Origin of the sequence: Catellatospora bangladeshensis (assembly GCF_016862575.1) — a bacterium.
Classification (GTDB): domain Bacteria; phylum Actinomycetota; class Actinomycetes; order Mycobacteriales; family Micromonosporaceae; genus Catellatospora; species Catellatospora bangladeshensis.
Genome location: NZ_BONF01000010.1, coordinates 154,562 through 176,557 on the forward strand (window position 1 = coordinate 154,562; position 21,996 = coordinate 176,557).

8 protein-coding genes are annotated in these 21,996 nt (G+C 74.5%); 2 read left to right on the plus strand and 6 right to left on the minus strand.

Translation table 11 applies throughout. From position 1 onward, the window contains the following. Positions 1 to 14: 14 nt before the first annotated feature. From Cba03nite_RS09960 to Cba03nite_RS09980, 5 genes are all read right to left on the minus strand, one after another. The gene (locus Cba03nite_RS09960) at positions 15 to 230 is read right to left on the minus strand and encodes an MbtH family protein (protein WP_203744461.1); all 216 of its coding nucleotides are present in this window, start codon (positions 228 to 230) and stop codon (positions 15 to 17) included. Then, positions 227 to 16,117 (minus strand): non-ribosomal peptide synthetase, encoded by a 15,891-nt coding sequence (locus tag Cba03nite_RS09965; protein ID WP_203744463.1) that lies wholly within the window; start codon positions 16,115 to 16,117, stop codon positions 227 to 229. The genes Cba03nite_RS09960 and Cba03nite_RS09965 overlap by 4 nt, the downstream gene beginning before the upstream one ends. Positions 16,118 to 16,432: 315 nt before the next feature. Continuing rightward, a complete protein-coding gene (locus tag Cba03nite_RS09970; protein WP_203744465.1) occupies positions 16,433 to 17,512 on the minus strand; it encodes a glycoside hydrolase family 19 protein in 1,080 nt (359 codons plus the stop codon). 181 nt (positions 17,513 to 17,693) lie between these two features. Then, the gene (locus Cba03nite_RS09975; RefSeq protein WP_203744466.1) at positions 17,694 to 18,746 is read right to left on the minus strand and encodes a Gfo/Idh/MocA family protein; all 1,053 of its coding nucleotides are present in this window, start codon (positions 18,744 to 18,746) and stop codon (positions 17,694 to 17,696) included. Beyond that, entirely contained in the window at positions 18,743 to 20,020 is a 1,278-nt protein-coding gene (locus Cba03nite_RS09980) for an enolase C-terminal domain-like protein (RefSeq protein ID WP_239125610.1), read from the minus strand. Before Cba03nite_RS09980 ends, Cba03nite_RS09975 begins: the two co-directional genes overlap by 4 nt. A 256-nt stretch (positions 20,021 to 20,276) precedes the next feature. Between Cba03nite_RS09980 and Cba03nite_RS09985 the strand changes: the two genes are divergently transcribed. Together Cba03nite_RS09985 and Cba03nite_RS09990 are read left to right on the plus strand one after the other, a co-directional pair. Next, positions 20,277 to 20,687: a hypothetical protein gene (locus Cba03nite_RS09985; protein WP_203744468.1), complete on the plus strand. Its 411-nt coding sequence runs from the start codon at positions 20,277 to 20,279 to the stop codon at positions 20,685 to 20,687. Between the two features lie 24 nt (positions 20,688 to 20,711). After that, the gene (locus Cba03nite_RS09990) at positions 20,712 to 21,230 is read left to right on the plus strand and encodes an SET domain-containing protein (protein WP_203744470.1); all 519 of its coding nucleotides are present in this window, start codon (positions 20,712 to 20,714) and stop codon (positions 21,228 to 21,230) included. Positions 21,231 to 21,347: 117 nt separating this feature from the next. On the opposite strand, the gene Cba03nite_RS09995 is transcribed toward Cba03nite_RS09990, so the two are convergent. Further along, positions 21,348 to 21,980: an HNH endonuclease family protein gene (locus Cba03nite_RS09995; protein ID WP_203744472.1), complete on the minus strand. Its 633-nt coding sequence runs from the start codon at positions 21,978 to 21,980 to the stop codon at positions 21,348 to 21,350. Between the last annotated feature and the right edge of the window lie 16 nt (positions 21,981 to 21,996).

The following is a 21,996-nucleotide window of genomic DNA, read 5'->3' on the forward strand; positions in this document are numbered from 1 at the left end:
AAGCCAGACTCTGATCAGGCCGTGGCGTCCATGCGCTCGCGCAGGGTGCGCGGGCGCAGGTCGGTCCAGTGGGCCTCGACGTAGGCCAGGCAGGCGTCGCGGGTGTCCTCGCCGAACACGGTGCGCCAGCCCGCCGGGACGGCCGCGAACGCGGGCCACAGCGAGTGCTGGTCCTCGTCGTTGACGAGCACCAGGTAGCGGCCGTCGGCGTCTTCGAACGGGTTGGTCATCGGTGCGTCTCCTTCTCGGTGCCGGGCGTGCCCGGCGGGATCTCCAGACCGGCCGGGGCCGGGGTGTACAGCTCGGACAGGGTGCGGGCCGGGTCGGCCACCGCGGCGGTGAGCAGCCGCACCAGGTCGCCCGCGATCCGCTCGGCGGTGGCCCGGTCGAACCGGGAGGTGGCGTACTCCAGCTCCACGTGCACCGGGTTGTCCCCGGCGGGTTCGTAGAAGCTGACGGTCAGCTCGGCCCGGACCGTGCCGGTCGGTATCTGGCTGAAGCGCAGCGCCTCGTCGCCCAGCCGGGCCTCCTCGTGGTGCACCACCATGACCCGCAGCCCGTCCCTGACCGGACCCGCCGCGTCCCACACCGCCGCGAACGGCACGTCCTGGTGGTCGAGCGCGGCCAGGTCCGCCGCCCGCACCCGCCCCAGCAGCCGCGTGAACGGCGGATCCCCGGACGTGTCGGTGCGCAGCACCACCGTGTTGTAGAAGCACCCGGCCAGGTCGGCCAGCGCCTCCTCGGTCCGCCCGGCGGCGAGGCTGCCGATCGGCAGGTCGGTGCCGCAGCCGTAGCCGGTGAGCAGCGCCGCGAACGCCGCCTGCACCACCATGAACATGCTGGTGCCGCTGCGCCGGGCCAGCTCGTCGATGCCACGGTGCAGCGCCGCGCCGAGCATGAACTCGACCGTCTCGCCACGCCGCGACGCCTGCCTGCCGCGCGGCCGGTCGGCGAGCAGGTCCAGGTCGAGGTCGGGCATGATCGCCAGCGCGGCGCGCCAGTACCCGAGCTGCCGCGCGTACCGGCTGTCCGGGTCGGCCGGATCACCGAGCAGCGCGTACGCCCAGCGCGTGTAGTCGGCGTACGTCACCGGCAGCGGCGCCCAATCCGGGGCGGCACCCCGCAGCCGGGCGTCGTACGCCGTGGCCAGGTCGCGCAGCAGCGGCACCACGGACCACTCGTCCACGGCCAGGTGGTGCGCGGTGAGCAGCAGCGCCCGGTCCGGCACGCCCCGCTCATCGGCGCCGATGACCAGGCGCGCCCGCAGCGGCGCCCGCCCGGTCAGGTCGACGGTCTCCCGGGCGAGCGCGTCCAGCCGCGCGGCGAGCGGGGTGCCGTCGTCGGCCACCGGCTCCAGCACCCGTTCCGGCAGCGCGCGGCGCGGCACGCCGTCCGCACCGTGCACGGTGTGCAGCGGCTGATGCCGCGTCACCACGTCGCGCAGCGCCGCGTCGAGCGCGACCACGTCCAGCCCGGCCGCGGGCACCGCGAACGCGATGTCCCAGCCCGGCGCCGTCACCTCCTGATGCAGCCGCCACGGGTGCAGCTGCACCGGCGCGAGCCGCTCCGCGAGCGTCCCCGCCTCGTCGCCTACCAGCACCGGCCGGTCGGTGTCCGCCGCGTCGTCGAGGCGCGCGGCCAGCTCGGCCACGGTGGGGGCGTCGAAGACGTCGCGGACGGCGAGCTGCGCGCCGAGCGCCGAGCGGATCCGGCCGATCAGGCGCATCGACGCCATCGAGTGGCCGCCCAGGGCGAAGAAGCTGTCGTGCACGCCCACCTGCGGCAGCCCCAGCACCTCGGCGAACAGCGCGGCGAGCTGGTGCTCGCGGGCGGTCGTCGGCCGGGCGCCGCCCGCCAGCGAACCCCAGTCGGGCGCGGGCAGGGCCTTGCGGTCCACCTTGCCGTTCGGGTTCACCGGCAGCGGGCCGTCCAGCACCACCACCAGCGACGGCACCATGTACTCCGGCAGCACCGACGCGACGTGGGCGCGCAGCACGGCGGGGTCGGCGGGGCCGTCCGGGGACACGTACGCCACCAGCCTGGTCGTGTCGCCGGAACGGTCGGCCACCACCGCGGCCTGGCGCACCGAGGGGTGCCCGGCGAGCACCGCCTCGATCTCGCCCGGCTCGATCCGGAAACCGCGGATCTTCACCTGGTTGTCGGACCGGCCCAGGAAGTCGATCGTGCCGTCGGCCTGCCAGCGGGCCCGGTCGCCGGTGCGGTACATGCGCGCGCCCGGCCCGGCGAACGGGTCGGCCACGAAGCGCGACGCGGACATGCCCGGCTTGCCGAGGTAGCCGCGGGCCAGGCCGCGACCGCCGACGTAGAGCTCGCCGACGACGCCGACGGGCACCGGCCGCAGCCGCTCGTCCAGGATGTACGCCAGCGTGTTCGGGTCGGGGCGGCCGATCGGCACCGGCGCGTCCCACTCCGGCACGGCCCGCCACAGCGTCGAGTTGACCGTCGCCTCGGTGAGGCCGTACGCGGCGAACAGCTTCAGGTGCCCCGCCCAGCGCTGGATCAGGCCCGGCGGGACCGTCTCCGTGCCGACCAGCACGCACAGCCCCTCGGGCAGGTCCGCGTCGGGCGGCAGGATGGACACCAGTGACGGCGGCAGGATCGCGTGCGTGACGCCGTTGGCGTACAGCAGCTCCGACAGCGCCGGGCCGGGCACGCGGGCCTCGTCCGGGGTGACGACCAGCGCCGCCCCGGTGCACAGTGCCATCGACACCTCGAACGCGAACACGTCGAAACCGATCGAGGCGAACTGCAGCACCCGGCTGGCCGAGGTCACCCCCATCGGGTCCACGGCGGTCTCGACCAGGCTGCCGATGCCCTCGTGGGACACGGTGACGCCCTTGGGGCGGCCGGTCGAGCCGGAGGTGTAGATGACGTACGCCGCATGGTCCAGTCCGGACGGCGGCGGCAGCACCGGGCGCACCGGTGTCGCGTCGTCGATCTCGTCGAGCACCAGCACCGGCGCGGCCGTCTCCGGCAGCAGGCCGCGGGCCTTGCCGGTGGTCAGCACCAGCGCCGCCGCCGAGTCCTCGATCATGTACGCGAGCCGGTCCGCCGGATGGTTGAGGTCCAGCGGCAGGAACGCCGCCCCGAGCCGGTTGACCGCGAGCACGGCCACGATCGTCTCCAGCGAGCGCGGCACCGCCACCCCGACGACGCTCTCGGGGCGTACCCCCTTGGCGGACAGCACCCGCGCGAGACGCCCGGCGCGCGCGGCCAGCTCCACATAGGAGACCTCGCGCTCGCCGTCGATCACCGCCACCGCCCCGGGGGCCCGCGCGACCTGGAGCGCGAACGCCTCCGGCAGGGTCAGCTCGGCGACCCGGCGCGCGGTGTCGTTGAAGCCCCGCAGCACCCGCTCCCGCTCGCCGCCGACGAGCAGCTCCAGCTCGGCCAGCGGCCGGTCCGGACCCGCGCCCACCTGCTCGGCCAGCGTGACCAGACGCCGCCCCAGCAGCTCCACGCTCGCCCGGTCGAACAAGGCCGCCCGGTAGGTGAGCAGGCAGTCCAGCTCGCCGTCCGGGCCGTCCAGCAGCTCGACCACCAGGTCGAACCGGGCCGTGGTGACGTCCAGCGGCTCGTCCTCGCAGCGCAGCCCGGCCAGCCCGGACCACTCGTCGACATGGTTGCGGTGCACCACCATGACCTGGAACAGCGGGTTGCGGCCCGGCAGGCGGGGCGGGTTGACCGCCTCGACCACCGCGTCGAACGGCACGTCCGCGTGGGCGAACGCGGCCAGGTCGGTCTCCCGCACCCGGGCCAGCAGCTCGGTGAACGACGGTGACCCGGACAGGTCGGTGCGCAGCACCAGCGTGTTGACGAAGAAGCCGACCAGGTCGTCGAGGCCCTCCTCGCCGCGCCCGGCGATCGGCGCGCCCAGCGGCAGGTCGTCGCCCGCGCCGAGGCGGTGCAGCAGCGCCGCCGACAGCGCATGGGTGACCATGAACATGCTCGTGCCCGCGCGATTGGCCAGCTCACGGAGCCGGGTCGCGGTCGCCGCGGGCAGGCGCAGCGACACCGAGCCGCCGCGCGCGTCCGGCTCGGCCGGACGGGGCCGGTCGGCGGGCAGGATCAGCTCCTCCGGCGCCCCGGCCAGCGTCTGCCGCCAGTAGGCGAGCTGCCTCGCGGCGAGGCCGTCCGGGTCGGACGGATCACCGAGCAGGTCGCGCTGCCACAGCGTGTAGTCGGCGTACTGCACCGGCAGCGGCGCCCAGTCCGGCGCGCTCCCCCGGGTCCGGGACTCATAGGCGGCGGCCAGGTCGCGCAGGAACGGCCCGTCCGACCACTCGTCGGTCGCGATGTGGTGCAGCAGCACCACCAGCACGTGCTCCTCGGGTCCGGCCTCGATCAGCGTGCCGCGCACCGGCAGCTCACCGGCCAGGTCGAACGGCCGCGCCACGGCCTCCGCGACCAGCTCGGCGACGTCGCCGCCGATCATCTCCAGCACCGGCCGCGCCTCGTGCGCCGGCAGGATCCGCTGCGACGGCACTCCCTCGACGGCCGCGAACACCGTGCGCAGCGACTCGTGGCGGGACACCACGTCGTGCAGCGCGTCGTGCAGCGCGGGCCGGTCCAGCGGGCCGTGCAGGCGCAGCACCAGCGGGAAGTTGTACGCCGCCGACGGACCGCTGAGCTGGTCGAGCAGCCACAGCCGCTGCTGCGCGGCCGACAGCGGCAGCGCGCCCTCGCGCGGCCGGGCCGTCAGCGCGGCCCGCGGCGATGCCGCCGCCTCCGGGCTGATCCGGGCCGCGAGCTGCGCCACGGTCGGCGCCTCGAACAGGTCGCGGATGGACAGCTGCGCCCCGAGCGCGGTGCCGGCCCGGCTGACCAGCCGGATCGCCAGCAGCGAGTGACCGCCCAGGTCGAAGAAGCCGTCGTCCACGCCGACCGCGGGCAGGCCCAGCAGCTGCGCGAACAGCTCGCACAGGGTGCGCTCGGCCGCGGTGGCCGGCGGGCGGTTCGCCGCACCGGTGAGCACGGTCGCCTTCGGCAGGGCCCGTACGTCGAGCTTGCCGTTGACGGTCAGCGGCAGCCGGTCCACGGCCGTCAGCGCGGCGGGCACCATGTAGTCGGGCAGCGTGCGCTTGAGGTGCGCCCGCAGCTCGCGCAGCACGTCGTCGTCGGCGCCGGACCAGCCGGGACCGCGCACCACGTACCCGGCCAGCCGCTTCGCGCCGTCGCCGGACGCGTCCACGATCACCGCGGCGTGCGTGACGGCCGGGTGGGCGCCCAGCGCCGACTCGATCTCGCCCAGCTCGACCCGGTAACCCCGGATCTTCACCTGGTCGTCGGTGCGGCCGAGGAAGTCCAGGTTGCCGTCCGCGCGGCGGCGGACCAGGTCGCCGGTGCGGTACATGCGGTCGCCGGGGGCGCCGTACGGGTCGGCGACGAAGCGCTCGGCGGTCAGCCCGGCGCGCCGGTGGTAGCCGCGGGCCAGGCCGATGCCCGCGATGTACAGCTCACCGGGCGCGCCCGGCGGCACCTCGCGCAGCCGGGCGTCCAGCACGTACGCGCGGGTGTTCCAGATGGCGCGGCCCACGGTCGGGCTGTCGCTGTCCAGGGTGCCGCCGCCGAGCGTGTTGATGGTGTACTCGGTCGGCCCGTAGAGGTTGTAGCCCAGCGTGCCGGGGGTGTCGCGCAGCGCGGCCCACACCGCGTCGGACACCGCCTCGCCACCGAGCAGCACCAGCGGCGGCCGGTGCCGGCCCGGCCCGTCTGCCAGCAGCCCCTCCTCGATCAGGTGCTGGGCGTAGGTCGGGGTCACGTTGACCACGTCGATCTCGTGCCGGTCGCAGTAGGCCACCAGCGCGGGCGCGTCGCGGCGCAGCTGCTCGTCGCAGACGTGCACCTCGTGCCCTTCGACGAGCCAGAGCAGCTCCTCCCAGGACATGTCGAACGCGAACGACACGGTGTGCGCGATCCGCAGCCGGCGGCCCCCGGCGGCCTCGATCACCGGGTTGAAGATCGCCTCGCGGTGGTTGAGCTGCATGTTCGTCAGGCCGTGGTACGGCGTGACGACGCCCTTCGGGCGGCCGGTCGAGCCCGACGTGAAGATCAGGTACGCCGGGTGCGCCAGCCGCCCCGGCACCCCGGGCGCGAACCCGGGGCGCTCGGCGTCGGCCAGGTCGCCTGGCTGATACGCGGCCAGCTCGGCGCGCACCGCTGGATCGTCCAGCAGCAGCGGGTCCGCGTTCGGCGGCAGCTTGCCCGCGACCGCGGACACGCTGAGCACGCACATCGGCGCCGTGTCCTCGATCATGAAGCCGAGCCGCTCGGCGGGCAGGTCCAGCTCCAGCGGCAGGTACGCGGCGCCCGTGCGCAGCACCGCGAACAGCGCCACCACCATGTCGGCGGTGCGCGGCAGCGCCAGGCCCACCACCGTCTCCGGGCCCGCGCCCCGTGCCAGCAGCAGCCGCGCCATCCGGTTGATCCGCGCGTCGAACTCGGCGTAGGTCAGCCGCAGCGCCCCGTCGACCAGGGCGGTCTCGTCCGGCGTACGGGCCGCCTGCACCGCCAGCAGGTCGGCCACGGTCAGCTCGCCGATGTCGTGCTCGGTGCGCGCCCACTCGGCGTCCTGCGCCGCCCGCTCGCCGGGCAGCAGCAGGTCCAGCTCCCGCACCGGCGCGTCCAGCCCGGCCACCAGCCGCTCCAGCACCAGCCGGAACCGCGCCAGCACGGCCCGCGCCGCGTCGCCGTCCACGATGTCCGGCCGGTGGTCCAGCCACATCCGGATCGCCCGCGCCGGGGTCACCACCAGCGTCAGCGGGTAATGCGTCGCATCCACGCCGTCGACGGCCTCGATGCCGTGCCGGGCGCGCAGGTCCGCCGTGGCGTCCTCGTCCACGAAGTTCTGCAGCACGTACAGGGTGTCGAACAGCGTCGCGTGCCCGCTGTCGCGCTGCACCCGGCCCAGGCCGACGTGGTCGTACGGCATCAGCGCCAGCCGCTGCTCCTGCACCCGCCGCAGCAGGTCGCCGCCCCGCTCATCGGGCCCGGGGCAGACGCGCACGGCGACCGTGTTCAGGAACAGGCCGATGATGTCCTCGACCCGCTCCACCTCGGCGTGCCGCCCCGCGACGGTCATGCCGAACACCACGTCCGCGCGGCCGGTCAGCGCGCCCAGCGCCAGCCCCCACGCGGTGGTCAGCACCGTGTTCAGGGTCAGCCCGCGTTCCCGCGCGACGGCGCGCACCCGGTCGCTGAGCTGCTCGGACAGCACGTCGTCGACCCGCTGCGGCACGGCCGGCGCCGGAGTGCGGTCGGCCGGCCCGACCAGCGTCGGCTCAGCCAGCCCCGCCAGCGCCTCCTGCCACGCCCCCGCCGCGGCCGCGTCGTCCTGGGCGGCCAGCCACGCCAGGTGGTCGCGGTACGACCCCGGCACGGGCAGCCCGGAGGCGTCGCCGTCGCGCTCGTACAGGGTGAACAGCTGCTCGACGAACAGCTCCTCCGACCAGCCGTCCCACAGGATCAGGTGGTGCGTGACGACCAGCCGGTCCCGGCCGTCCGGCAGCCGGACCAGCAGCATCCGGCACAGCGGCGGGCGGGCCAGGTCGAACCGGGCCACCCGGTCGGCGGCCGTCAGCTCGGCGGTACGCGCCGCGGCCTGCTCCGCGCTCAGCGCCGTCAGGTCCACCTCGGTCAGCGGCAGCTCCAGCCCGTCCACCACGAACTGCACCGGACGGCTCAGCCCCTCGCTGGTGAACCCGGCGCGCATCGCCGCGTTGCGGCCCAGCAGCACCGCACCCGCCCGCCGCAGGCGGTCCGCGTCCACCCGGTAGCCCAGGTCGAACGCGTCCTGTCCGGTGTAGACGTCGAGGCTCGCGCTGTCGTAGCTGGCGTGGAAGAACAGGCCCTCCTGCAGTGGCGACAGCGGCCACACGTCGGCCACCGGCCCCGGGCTCAGCCCGTCCAGCCGCGCCCGCTCCGCCTCGCTCAGCTCCACCAGCGGAGCCAGACCCGGCACGGCAGCGGGATCGGGCTGCCCGGCACCGGACCCGTCGCGGTAGACCAGCACGTCGGCGAGCCCGGCGCGCTTCGCCCCGACCGCCGCGGCAGCCCCCGGCACTGCGGCAGCCCCCGGCACTGCGGCAGCCCCCGGCACTGCGGCAGCCCTCGGCACTGCGGCAGCCCTCGGCACTGCGGCTGTCCCCGGCACGGGGGCGGCGCCGGCCAGGGCGGTCAGTGCCGCCTGCCACAGCGCGGTCAGCGTGTCGAGGTCGGCGGCGGTCAGCATGCCGTCCGGCCAGGTCCACGTCGTGGTCAGCACCGTGCCCTGCGGGCCCTCGGCCGCGACCACGTCCAGCTGCAGCGGGTGCGACAGCGCCAGGCCGCCGTTGACCTCGCCGATCGCCGCCGACTCGGGCGCGGGCGTCCACGCGGCGCCGGTCGCCGCCGGGAAGCGGCCGAAGTAGTTGAACAGCACCTGCGGGGCGGCCATCCGGGCCAGCAGCGGCGCGGTCTGCGCGTTCAGGTGGCGCAGCATGCCGTGGCCGAGCCCGCCGTCGGGCACCGCACGAAGCCGCTCGCCCACCGCCGCGACCAGTGCGGGCAGATCGTCGCCGGCCTCCGGCAGGCGCACCGGCTGCACGCTGGTGAACCAGCCGACCGTGCGGGACAGGTCCAGCTCCGGCTCCAGCTGCTCCCGGCCGTGCCGCTCGACGTCGACGAGCAGCTCGCCGGTGGCGTACCCCCGGCGCTGCCGCCACCCGCGGACCGCCACCGCCAGCGCGGCCAGCAGCCCGTCGGTGATCCCCCCGAGTGCGGGCACCGCCGCCAGCAGCGCCGCCGTCGTCTCCGCGCTCAACTCCGCCACCCGCCGCACCGCGCGTGCGCCGGGCGCACCGGTCATCGGCAGGTTCGTCCCGGGCAGCAGGTCCGCGCCAGGGGCGAGGGTGGCCGCCCAGTGCTCCAGCTCGGCCAGCCGCTGCGGCTGCTGCGCCTGCGCGCTCACCACCTGGGCGTATCGGCGTAGCGACGTGCCCACCGGCGACAGCGCAGCCACCGCGCCGTTCGCGGCGTCCCAGGCCACGGCCAAGTCCTCGAACAGCACCCGCCAGGACACCCCGTCGACCGCGAGGTGGTGCACGGCGAGCAGCAGGCGTCCGGGCCGGTCGCCCGCGTCGAACCAGACCGCGCGCAGCACCCGGCCCGTGTCCGGGTCGAGCGCGCCGGTCGCGGCGGCCGCGTGCTCGGCCAGCAGGCTGGGCAGCTCCTTCTCATCCACCGTGGACAGGTCCACGCGGGTCAGCAGGTCGACCGCGGACACGGTCCCGGCCGGCTCGGCGCGCAGGGTCCACAGCACGGAGGCGATGCGCTGCAGGCGCAGCCGGAGGCCGTCGTGATGGTCGAGCACGCGCTGCAGCGTCGCGGCGATCGCGCCCTGGTCCGCCCCGGCGGGCGTGACCAGCAGCATCGGCAGCGTGAACCGCTCGATCGGGGCACCGGTGTCGCGCAGCCAGTGCACGATCGGCAGCAGCGGCACGTCTCCCACCCCGTCAGCGGGCACCGATGCTTCGGACGGAGGCAACTTCTGGGTTGCCAAGGCAACCCCTGTGTTGCCGGCATTCGCGGAGTCCTCCACCCGAGCCAGTTCGGCCAACCGTCGTGGTGTGCGCGCGGCGAGCACGTCCCGCGGGCTCACCACGATCCCGGCCCGCCGAGCCCGGCTGGATACCCCGATGGACAGGATGCTGTCCCCACCGAGCGCGAAGAAGTCGTCATCCGCCTCGACGCTCGCCACCCCCAGCACCACCGCGAAGATCCCGCCCAGGACGCCCACCGGCCCATCCAAGATCGTCCGACTTGCCTGGCAGTCGGGCGTATCTTGAGCGCACATACGGCCATGTGCCTGGCAAGTCGGACGATCATGGGACGGCGCGGACGGCGCGGACGGCGCGGACGGCGCGAGCGCGGACGAGGGCGTGGGGCGGGGGGCGGGGAGGGCGGCGCGGTCGAGTTTGCCGCTGGGGGTAAGGGGCAGCGCGTCGAGGACGACGAACGCGCTCGGGACCAGGGCCGGGGGCAGCGCGGCGGCGGCCGCCTCGCGCAGCGACACCGCGTTGAGGAAGTGCCCGGCGGTGGGGACGGCGTACGCGACGAGCTGGGTGCCGCCGGGGCCGTCGGTCCGGGCCACGACGGAGGCCTGGGCCACGTCGGGCCGGGCGGTCAGCCACGACTCGATCTCGGCAGGGTCGATGCGCACCCCGCGCACCTTGATCTCGTGGTCGGTGCGGCCGGCGTAGACCAGCGTGCCGCCGGATTGGCGTACGACCAGGTCACCGGTGCGGTACATGCGCTCCCCCGGCGCGCCGTACGGGTCGGCGACGAAACGTGACGCGGTCAGCGCGGCCCGGCCCAGGTAGCCGCGCGCCAGCTGCACGCCGGAGACGTACAGCTCGCCGGGCACCCCGTCGGGCACCGGGCGCAGGCAGTCGTCCAGCACGTACAGGCCGGTGCCCGCGACGGGACCGCCGATCGGCACCGCCGCGCCGTGGCCGCCGTCGTTCGGCCACCAGGTGACCTGCACGGCCGTCTCGGTCGGGCCGTAGAAGTTGTCCAGCCGGGTGCCGGTGGCCGCGTACCAGCGCCGGGCCAGCTCACCGGTCACCGCCTCGCCGCCGCAGGAGACCCAGCGCAGGTCACAGGCCCAGGACGGGTCCGCGACGACCTCGTCGGCGAGCAGGAACGCCTCCACCATGGACGGCACGAACGTCACCGCGCTGACCCGGTGCGCGCGCATCAGCTCGGCCAACTCGGCCGGGTCGTGCTGGGCGCCCGGCGCGGGCAGCACCACGGCGGCCCCGGCCGTGAGCGGCCAGAAGATCTCCCACACCGACGTGTCGAAGGTCGCCGGGGCCAGTTGCAGCATCCGGTCGGCGGCATGCAGACCGAAGGTGCGCTGCGACCACTCCAGCTGCGCGACGATGGCCCGGTGGCTGACCAGCACCCCCTTGGGGCGGCCGGTCGAGCCGGAGGTGTAGATGACGTACGCGGGGTGCTCCGGGTCGACCCGCGCGGGCTCACCCACGGCCTCGCCCGCGTCGGCGAGCACGTAGGACAGCCCGTCCCGGCGGGGCAGGCGCGGCAGCAGGTCCGGGCTGGTCACCACGAGGGTCACCCCGGCGTCGGCCAGCACCGCGGCCAGGTTCGGGTGCGCCGGGTCGACCGGCAGGTACGCCGCACCGGCGTACAGCACCCCGAGCATCGCCGTGACCTGCTGCGCCGAACGCGGCAGCGCGACGGCGACGACCCGTTCCGGTCCCGCGCCCCGCGCGGTGAGCCGAGCGGCGAGCGCCGCCGCGCGCCCGGCGAGCCCGGCATAGCTGAGCTGCTGCTCGGCGTCGATCACAGCCACCGCGCCGGGGGTCCGCACCGCTTGCGCCGCGACCATCCCGGCCAGAGAGCCGACGGCCCGCCGCACGTCCGGTGCCGCCACGGCGGCCGGGGGCAGCTCCCCGCGCAGCGGCGCCACGCGCACGCCCAGGTCGACCGCGCCGGCGGCCAGGTCCGGCGTGTCGAGCACCGCGTCCAGCAGCGCGGGCAGGCCGTGCTCGATGCGGGCCAGGGTGACCGCGTCCAGGCGCGCCGGGTCGTACTCGACGACGAGGGACAGCGCGTCGCCCGGCGTGGCGAGCAGGCTCACCGGGTAGTGCGTGGCCTCGCGGTAGGACACACCCCCGACGCGCACGGTGCCGGAGGCGTCGCGCAGCTCGCCGGGGTCGGGCAGGTTCTCGACGGTGACCAGGGTGTCGAACAGCTCGGTCCCGGCCAGCCGGGTGATCGCGGGCAGGCCCAGGTGCTGGTGGTCCAGCAGCGCTGTCTGCGCCGCGGCGAGCCGGTCCAGCACCCCGCCGAGCGTGTCGTACGGAGACCAGGTCAGCCGCACCGGCACCGTGTTGATGAACAGGCCGATCATCGACTCGATGCCGGGCACGTCGGTGTCCCGCCCGGACACGGTGCTGCCGAACACCACGTCCCGGCGGCCGGTGAGGCGGCCCAGCAGCAGCCCCCACACGCCGTACAGCACCGTGCCCGGGGTCAGCCCCCGCGCGCGGGCCAGCGCCGCGAGCCGCGCCCCGGTGCCCTCGGCCACCGCGATCGCGACCTGCCGCACCTCGCCCCGGCCCGGCTCGCCCGCGCCCGCGGCGGCGAGCCGCGTCGGCCCGTCCACCCCGGACAGCGCCTCGCGCCAGGCGCTCTCGGCCGCGCCCCGGTCCCGCTCGGCCAGCCGCCGCAGGTGCTCGCGGTACGGGGCCACGGCGGGCAGGCGTACCCCCTCGCCGGTGGTGTAGAGGTCGACCAGCTCGCGCAGCGCGACGGCGGCCGACCAGCCGTCGGTGACGATGTGGTGGTGCGTGAGCACCAGGGTGTGGCGCTCGCCGCCGTGGTCGACGAGCAGGTGGCGCACCAGCGGCGCGGCGGCCGGGTCGAACGGGGCCGCCTTCTCCTCGGCCAGGATCTGCTCGAACAGCTCCGCGGCGGGCGCGGCCGCCATCCGCGACAGGTCCACCTGCCGCCACGGCGCACCCGCCCGCCCGGCCACCGCCTGCACCAGGCGCCCGTCGGCCAGCTCGTGGAACGACGCCCGCAGCGGCGCGTGCCGGGCCACGATGCCGTCGACGGCCCGGCGCACGGCCGCCGGGTCCACCGGCCCGTGCAGCTCGACGACCTGCTGCACCTGGTAGCTGCCGTCGCCCGCGTACGCGTGGAACAGCAGGCCCTCCTGCAGCGGCGACAGCGGCAGCACGTCGGCCAGCTCCGGCACCGCCGCCTCCAGCGCCTCCACCTCGGCCTGCGTCAGCGTGACCAGCGGGAAGTCCGACGGAGTGTGCCCGCCCGCGCCCGGCAGCGCCGCCGCGTCGGCCAGCTCGCCCAGCACGTCGAACCAGCCCTGCGCCAGCTCCCGCACGGCCCCCTCGTCCAGCAGCGCCTCGGGGAACGCCCAGGTCACACCGAGCGACGGCCCGTCCGGCCCCTCCTGCGCGAACGCGTTGACCTCCAGCGTGTACGGGGCCACCGGCATCGCGGCGTCGTACCCGCCGGCCAGCATGCCGACGCCGGGCAGCGCGGTGAAGTCGCCGTCCTCGACCCCGAAGCGGCCCAGGTAGTTGAAGCTGAGCTGCGGCTGCGGCAGCCCGGCCAGCAGCGGCGCGGTCTGCGCGTTGAGGTGGCGCAGCAGGCCGTACCCGGCGCCGTGGTCGGGCAGCGCGGCCAGCGCCTCCTTGACCCGCTTGAGCGCCGCGCCGAGGTCGGCCGGGTCGTCCCCGAGGTCGAGCCGCACCGGGAAGATGCTGGTGAACCAGCCGAGCGTCCGGGACAGGTCCGCGCCCGGCACGAGCTGCTCCTCGCGGCCGTGGCCCTCCAGCGCGATCAGCGGCGGCGGCGTCGGCAGGCCGCGGGCGGCCCGCCAGCGGGTGATCGCGGTGCCGAGCGCGGTGAGCAGCACGTCGTTGACGCCCGCGTGCCAGGCCGCGGGCACGGTGGTCAGCAGAGGCGCGGTCTGCGCGGCGGGCAGGCGCAGCGTCAGGTGCCGCACGGTGGCCAGGTCGCCGACCGGGTCGAGGGCGCGGTGCGCGAACGCCGGGTCGTCTTCGGCCAGCATGCCGGTCCACATCTCCAGCTCGGCGAACCGGTCCGGGTGCTCGGCCGCGGCAGCCAGCCCGGCGGCCCAGGTGCGCAGCGTGGTGCCGACCGGGCTCAGCCTGGGCAGGCGGCCCGAGACGGCGTCGGCGTAGGCGGCGGCGAGGTCGGGCAGCAGGATCCGCCAGGTCACACCGTCGACGATCATGTGGTGCAGCACCAGCACCAGCAGCCCGGGGTCGCCGGGCCCGGCGTCGAGCCATACCACCTGGAACATCACGCCACCGGTGGGGTTCAGCCGCCCGATCGCCTCAGCCGCGGCGGCGTCGGCGCCGACCCCGGCGTCGGCGCGGCGCAGCAGGTCGGCGGCGGGCACGGAGCCGGGCGCGGCGACGATCAGGCGGCCCGCACGGTCCGGGGTGGAGCGTTCGAGGCGGGAGCGCAGCACGTCGTGGCGGTCGGTGACGGCCTGCAGCGCGGCGGTCAGCGCCTCGCGGTTGGCCCCGGCGGGCAGGCGCACCGCCAGCCACTGGCTGAACGCATCGATCTGCCCGCCGCAGCCGTCCAGCCAGGACATGATCGGCGTCAGGGGCAGCTCGCCCACCCCGGCCAGCGGGTCCTCGGCGGGCGCGGCCTGCGCCTGCGCCGCGACCAGCGCGAGCCGGGAGACGGTGCGCTGCTCGAACACCTGGCGCGGGGTGACCGACAGCCCGGCCCGCCGGGCGGCGATGACGAGCTGGATGGACACGATGCTGTCGCCGCCGAGGGCGAAGAAGTCGTCGTCCACGCCGACCCCGGTCAGCCCGAGCACCTGCTCGAACAGCCCGCACAGCAGGCTCTCCCGGCCGTCGCGGGCGGCCCCGCCGGTGGCGTGCGCCGCGTAGTCGGGCGCGGGCAGCGCGGCCCGGTCCAGCTTCCCGCTGGTCGTCACCGGCAGCCGGTCCAGCACCACGACCGCCGCGGGCACCATGTGCTCCGGCAGAAACTCCTGGGCGTATGCCCGCAGCACGCCGGGCGCGACCTCGCGTCCCTCGCGGGGCACCACGTAGGCGACCAGCCGGGTGTCGCCGGGCCGGTCCTGCCGGGCCAGCGCCGCGGCCTGCCCGACCGTGTCGTGCCGCAGCAGCACCGACTCGACCTCGCCCAGCTCCACCCGATACCCGCGGATCTTCACCTGGTCGTCGGTGCGCCCGGCGAAGTCGAGCCGCCCGTCGGGCAGCCAGCGCACCAGGTCACCGGTGCGGTAGAGGCGCTGCCCCGGCGCGCCGAACGGGTCGGCGACGAAACGCTCCGCGGTCAGGGCGGGCCTGCCCAGGTAACCGCGGGCCAGGCCGGGTCCGCCGAGATACAGCTCGCCCAGCTCGCCGACGGGCACGGGGCGCAGCGCGGCGTCGAGCACGTAGCAGCGGGTGCCCGGGTCGGGGACGCCGATCGGCACCCCGGCGAGCGCGTCCATGTCCGGATCGCACAGGCCCAGGGTCGAGTTGACGGTCGCTTCGGTGGGCCCGTACGCGTTGAACATCTCCCGGCCGCGCGCGTAGCGGGCCACCAGCGCGGGCGAGATGCGCTCGGTGCCCGCGAGCAGGGTCGCGCCGTCGGGCAGCGCCAGCTCCTCGGGCAGCGCGGCGAGCAGCGCGGGCGGCAGGATCATGAACGTGATGCCGTGCGCGTGGGCGTACTCGGTCAGCTCCGGCCCCGGCACCCGCCGCTCGGCGGGCACCACGACCAGCCGCGCGCCGGTCAGCAGCCCCAGGCACAGGTCGAAGAAGGCCACGTCGAAGCTGGGCGAGGCGAACTGCAGCACCCGGCTGTACGGCCCGACGCCGAGCCGCTCCGTCGCGGTGGCCAGCAGCTTCACCACCCCGGAGTGGCTGACCACGACCCCCTTGGGCCGCCCGGTCGAGCCGGAGGTGTAGATGACGTACGCGGCGTTGTCCGGGCTCAGCGCCGTGCCGAGGTCCGCGTCGGACGGCGCGGTGTCCGGCCGCTGTGCCAGCTCGGCGATGACGGCCTCGGCGTCCAGCACCAGCGGCGGCCCCGGGCGTCCGGCGTCGTCGGCCCCCGCCTGCGCACCGCCGCGACCGATCGCCGCGTCGAGCACCGGCGCGAGTTCCGCCGTGGTGACCACGCAGGCCGGCTGCGCGTCGGCGACCATGTACCCGATGCGCTCGGCCGGGTAGTCGGGGTCGAGCGGCAGGTACGCCGCACCCGCCTTGAGCACGGCGACCTGGGCGACGATCAGCTCCAGCGAGCGGGGCAGGCACAGCGCGACGACGCGCTCCGGCCCGGCGCCCCGGGCGAGCAGCGCGTGTGCGAGCCGGTTGGCCGCCGCGTCGAGCCCGCCGTAGGTGAGGCTGGTCTGCTCGAAGACCAGCGCGATCGCGTCACGCCGCAGCCCGACCTGGGTCGCGAACAGCTCCGGCCAGGTGGCGGGCGGTTGCGCGCAGTCGGTGTCGTTCCACGCCACGAGGATGCGGTGCAGCTCCTCGTCCGGCACGGGCTGAGACACGGTCTCGGTCACGGGAGACACCTTTCGGGGGTGGTGCGGGCGGCGCGATGGGGCGGTGCGGGGCGGGACGGCTCAGCCGAGCGGCCACAAACGACGGTGGCGCACGGGTCCGGTGTGCGGCGACACGGCGGGCATGGTTCCCCTCGGCGAAGGCAAGGGCTGAGCAGGATGGTAAAGTAAGGCTAACCTAATTTCAAGATTCGCGGCTTTTGCGCAGGTCAGCGGCTTTTCTCACGACCATCGATCCGCGATGGTCACCCCGAGGCGATCGCGCACAAACGGAAACCGGGGCCCGCCGCGGATCGGCGAGCCCCGGGGACCGGTGGTTCAGCAGTACAGGTTGTTACCGGCGGGCACGCCGAGGATGCCGACGAACTGCTGGTACTTGGTGACGCGGCTCTGCACCTGGGCGGGGTTGCCGCCGTTGCACTCGATCGAGCCGTTGATGCTGCGGATCGTCTCACCGAAGCCCGCGCCGTTGACCATCGCGTTGTGCGGGGTCATGGTGCCGGGGCCGTTCTGGGTCATCCAGTACCAGATGCCGGTCTTCCAGGCGACCGCGGCGTCGGTCTGCACCAGCCACGGGTTGGTGAGCAGCGGCAGGCCGAGCGCGTTGCCGGCCGCGTTGTAGTTGAAGTTCCAGCTCAGCTGGATCGGCCCGCGACCGTAGTACGCCGCCTGCCCGGCCGGGCAGCCGTAGGACTGGCTCGCGTCACAGTAGTGCGGGTAGTTCGCGGTGTTCTGCTCCACGATGTACACCAGACCGCCGGTCTCGTGGTGCACGTTGGCCAGGAACGCCGCGGCCTCCTGGCGCTGCACCGTCGCGCTGCCGGACTTGGCGAACGCCGGGTACGCGCTCAGCGCCGCGACCAGGCCGGAGTAGGTGTAGAACGAGTTGCGGCCCGGGAACATCTGGTTGAACTGGGCCTCGGTGACCACGAAGCCGCCCGGGTTGGTCGGCGGCGGGCTGCTCGTCGGCGGCGTGCCGGAGCAGTTGTACGGGTCCCAGTACCAGGTGCTGATGATCGGGTCGTAGCCCGGGTTGTCGTGCTCGGCGATGTAGTACAGGCCGTTGGTGTAGCGCACGATCGCGCCGGTGGCGTACCAGGTGCCGGCGGCCCAGTTCGGGTAGTTGCAGGTGCCACCGGGCGGCGGGGTGGTGGTGCCGCAGGCGCCGTTGTCCTGCCAGACGCCGGTGGTGCCGGGCGGGGCCTCGTTCTGGGTCCACCACTTGGCCTGGTAGTTGCGGCCGTTGTGGGAGACCTGCATGCCGCCGGTGTACACGGCCGACGACTGCCAGGGGGTGGCGCACGCCGCGGCCGACGCCGCGGTGCTGGGCAGGATCGCCATCAGTCCACCCGCGACCGTCAGGGCCACGAGCGCGATGAGGGCGCGCAGTCTCGACATGGGGGATCACGTCCTTCGGGGGAAGGTGCTTGCCGGGTCGATGGCTGGCCATTCATCGAGATTGATGGGGAGCGTAACATCTATTCAGAAACTTTACTAACAATTCACGCCCTAAATGTACCTGAGGTTTGGAAGGGCACCTTCTACATCGGAAAGCAGTAAGAAGGTGCCCTTCCTTCCCTCAGGAAGCCCAGGGCATCGGGAGCGGGGCGGGGAAGGAGCTCGTCACCTCGACGGGGGTGCCGGACTGCTGGGAGTGGGCGGCGGCGGCGAGGATGTCGACGATGTGGGCGGCGTGCTCGGCCGAGCAGCGGTGCGGGCGGCCGTCGGCGATCGCGCCGGTGAACTCGGCGATGCCGCGTCCCCAGGGGATGCCCCGGTAGGGCTCGCCGAGCAGCGGGACCGGCTCCGGCGGCAGGCCCGCGCGGATCTCGGAGTCGAAGTTGGTCCAGTCGGCGATGTGGATCGACCCGCGCTCGCCGTGCAGCTCGATGCCGGACTGGCGGGTGCCCGCGCCGACGTAGAAGTTCGCGGTCAGGCGCACCGTCGCGCCGGACGCCAGCTCCAGAACGACCAGGGAGAAGTCCGGGGCCTGCGGGGAGAACATCTCGCCGGACAGGGTCACCCGGTCGGGCTTGAGGATCGTGCCGTACGCCCACACCCGCCGCGCCGGGCCGAGCATCGCGGTCAGCGCCGTCAGCGAGTAGACGCCCACGTCGAACAGCGGCCCGGCCCGGTACGGGCCCTGCGGCGCCGGATGCCAGGACTCGATCCGGTCGTGGTTGACCTCGGCGTACACGAGCTTGATCGGCCCGACGGCGTCGTCGCGGATCAGCTTCCAGGCGGTCTGGATGGCCTCGCCCAGGTAGGTGAACGGCGCGCAGCCCAGCCGCAGCCCCAGCGAGGCGGCCAGCTCGACCAGCCCGCGCGCCTCCTCCGGCGTCGGCGCGAGCGGCTTCTCGCTGAACACGTGCCTGCCCGCGCGCAGCGCCGCCGTGGTCACCGGCACGTGCGCGAACAGCGGAGTCAGGTTCACCACCACGTCCACGCGATCGTCGGCGAGCAGCTCGTCGAGGCTGCCGTAGATCGGCAGGCCGTGCGCGGCGCCGAACGCGGCCGCGGCTGCCGGGTCGGCGTCGTGGCCGCCCACGACCTCCAGGCCGGGATAGGTGCGCAGGTCGGTCAGGTAGCCGGCGGCTATGTTGCCGGTCCCGACGATCGCCAGCTTGGTCACGGCGCCTCGATCCCCCCGTCGGGCCGGCGCACCCGCGCCGACCACCGCTCGTGCAGGTGCGTGACGGCCGGGTACTTCGCCGCCGCCTTCTCGTCGACCTCGATACCCCAGCCGGGGGCGTCGTTCGGGTACAGGTAGCCGTTGCGCGGGTCGAGCGTGCCCGGGAACACCTCGCGCACCGGATCGGGCCACAGGTGGCCCTCCTGGATCGAGAACGCGGGGCTGCTCACGTCCAGCGCCACGTTGCAGGCGGCGCCGATCGGCGACACGTCGGCGGGCGCGTGCCAGGCCGTGCCGACGCCGGTCAGCTCGCACAGCGCGACCAGCTTGCGGGCCGGGGTCAGGCCGCCGATCGCCGAGATGTGCAGCCGCAGCAGGTCCACCCCGCCCCCGGCGACCAGCCGGGCCGCGTCGGCGACCGAGGCCACCTGCTCCCCCACCGCGATCGGCATCGGCGCGGCCGCGCGCAGCTCGGGCAGCCGGTCGTACAGCTCCAGCGGGATCGGGTCCTCCAGGAAGAACAGCCGGTACGGCTCCAGCGCGCGAGCCAGGGCCACCGCCTGCTTCACGGTGAGCCGGTGGTGCACGTCGTGCATCAGGTTCGGGGTCTCCCCCAGCACCTCGCGCGCCGCCGCGAACAGCTTCGGGGTGTCGCGCAGGTACTGCTGCACGTCCCAGCCGTCCGGGTACGGCGCGTCCGGGTAGCCGCCCGGGGTGCCGGGTGCGCCGTAGGTGCCCAGTCCCGGGCCGCCAGCCTGCAGGCGCACGTTGCGGTAGCCCGCGTCGAGGATCTGCTGCGCATCTGCGAGGGCCTGCTCGATGGTCGCGCCGGAGGCGTGCAGGTAGGTGTCGGCGGCGGCGCGGACCCGGCCGCCGAGCAGCTCGTACACCGGCATCCCGGCGCGCTTGCCCGCGATGTCCCACAGCGCCTGGTCCACGCCGGACAGTGCGCTGTTGAGCACCGGGCCGCCGCGCCAGTACGACGACAGGTGCACCATGCGGGTGATGTCCTCGATGTCGGCCGGATGCCGCCCGATCAGCATCGGGCCGACGTGCTGGTCGACGGCTGCCACGACGGCGTGGAAGCGCTGCGTGAACGTGGCGCAGCCGAAGCCGTACAGCCCCGGGTCGCTGGTGTCGACGCGCACCACCACCAGCGGCAGCCCTTCGGGCGCGGTGACGATCGCGCGTACGCCGGTGATGCGCAGCCCGTCCCGCGCAGGCCACGGCGCCTGCGTCTCCGGCATGACGGCCGGAGCTCGCTCCTCTGACATTGACTGTCCTTCGTCGTGTCGGTCACCGGAGCGGGAGCGGCCGCGGTTCCGGCAGGATCATCGCGACCCTACCCGGATCGGCTCCTTCCGCAAGATCGGGCCATCGGGCGCGGTATCACCCGTTCGAGTAGAACAGCAGGTCACGATTCGGGATGGCACGCCTTTCGATGCGGCGTAACCGACTTAGTCGATGCAGAATGGTGGGCGACGGACGCCCGGCATCCCGCCGAGCGGACACCTCCTGGGGAGGAGACGAGTGAAGTTGACCCTGCGCCAGCGTGTCGATCTGCTCGAAGCAGCTCATTACGACACCCGCCGGCGGCAGATCGAGGCAGAGGACCAGACCGCGCTGCTCCGCGGCGCGATCAACGAGTTCTCGGCCGACCTGCGCGCCCACCGGCAGGAATGCACCGAACGGTTCAACCAGATCGACCAGCGGTTCGACGGCATCGACCAGCGGTTCGACCGCATCGACCAGCGGTTCGATCGCATGGACCAGCGCCTGGACGGCATGGACCAGCGATTCGACGGCATGGACAAGCAGTTCAATGGTGTCGACCAGCGGTTTGAGGGAATCGAGGGGATGCTGCGGCAGATCCTCACCGTGGTCACGCTGCAGGCAGGGCCGGAGGTGGCGAGACAGGGCGTCGCCACCCCGGCGAGCTGACCTGCGGCGTACGCGATGAAGCCCGTGACCGAACCCGCGAGAGACTGCTGGCTGCACCCTGACGTCGAGGTGCGGGAGTCGGCGATCGCGGGCCGCGGGCTGTTCGCGAGGCTGTTCCTCCCGGCCGGGACCGTCGTGTCCCGGCTGGGAGGACACCTCGTCGACGGTGCCACGCTACGGGACCTGTTCGCCGAGGCCGCGCGTGAGCACCGCTACGTGGACACCATCACGGTCGGCGACGACCTGCACCTGGTGCTGCCGCCGCGCCGCCCGAACGGCTACGGCAACCACGGCTGCGACCCGAACCTGTGGTGGATCGACGCGTACACCCTGACCGCGCGGCGCGACATCGCGCCCGGCGAGGAGATCACCAACGACTACGCGACCAGCACCGCGGCGGCGGACTTCACCATGACCTGCGCCTGCGGGGCGGACCTGTGCCGCGGCACGGTCACCGGCGCCGACTGGCTGCGGCCGGAGCTGCGCGAACGCTACGGCGAGCACTGGATCCCGCTGCTGCGCGACCGCATCGCCGCGTCCTGACCGACTGCTGCAGTTTCGGGGAAGCTGCACGAATCGCCAGCCGCGAACGTGCAGTTTCCCCGAAACTGCCTGCCGCGCCGGGCGAAGCCGGGCCGCGGCGATGCGGTCGCGTACGGCTCAGCAGGTGGCGAGCATGCTGTTCAGCGCGGACTTCTCGGCGCTGTCGACGGTGAGGGCGTAGTAGTACTTCACCTGGATCCAGGCGCGGGCGTACGTGCAGCGGAACGCCGAGCGCGGCGGCTGCCACTCGGCCGGGTCCTTGTCACCCTTGGACTGGTTCACGTTGTCGGTGACCGCCCACAGCTCCGGCCCGCCGAGGTCGTTGGCGTAGGTCTGGCGCTTGGCGGTCGTCCACGCCCACGCGCCGGAGGCCCAGGCCTCGGCCAGCGGCACCATGTGGTCGACGTCGATGTCGGCGGCGGCGTACCAGGTCGCGCCGTCGTAGGGGCTGTACCACGAGCCGGAGGTCGCCGCGCAGCTGCTGTCGACCACCACGCCGGTGCCGTCGCGCTTGAGCACCTGCTCGCGGGTGTTGCAGGTGCCGCTGACGGTGATCCAGTGCGGGAACAGGTCCCGGTTGTAGGTGGACGCGTGCGACTCGGCCGCGACGGTCAGCGCGTTGAGCCTGCTCAGCGCGGTGCTGTAGGAGGGGATGTTCGGCGGCGTGGCGCCGGCGGGGGCGGCGCCGAGCCCCACGGAGAGGAGGACGGCGGCCGCCGCGGCGACGGCCGTCCTGAGGACACGGGACATCGAGGGTCTCCCGACT

Coding starts and splice junctions, on each gene's coding strand:
- Cba03nite_RS09980 (WP_239125610.1), bottom strand. CDS start 20,020: ATGTCAGAGGAGCGAGCTCCGGCCGTCATGCCGGAGACGCAGGCGCCG.
- Cba03nite_RS09995 (WP_203744472.1), bottom strand. CDS start 21,980: ATGTCCCGTGTCCTCAGGACGGCCGTCGCCGCGGCGGCCGCCGTCCTC.
- Cba03nite_RS09970 (WP_203744465.1), bottom strand. CDS start 17,512: ATGTCGAGACTGCGCGCCCTCATCGCGCTCGTGGCCCTGACGGTCGCG.
- Cba03nite_RS09960 (WP_203744461.1), bottom strand. CDS start 230: ATGACCAACCCGTTCGAAGACGCCGACGGCCGCTACCTGGTGCTCGTC.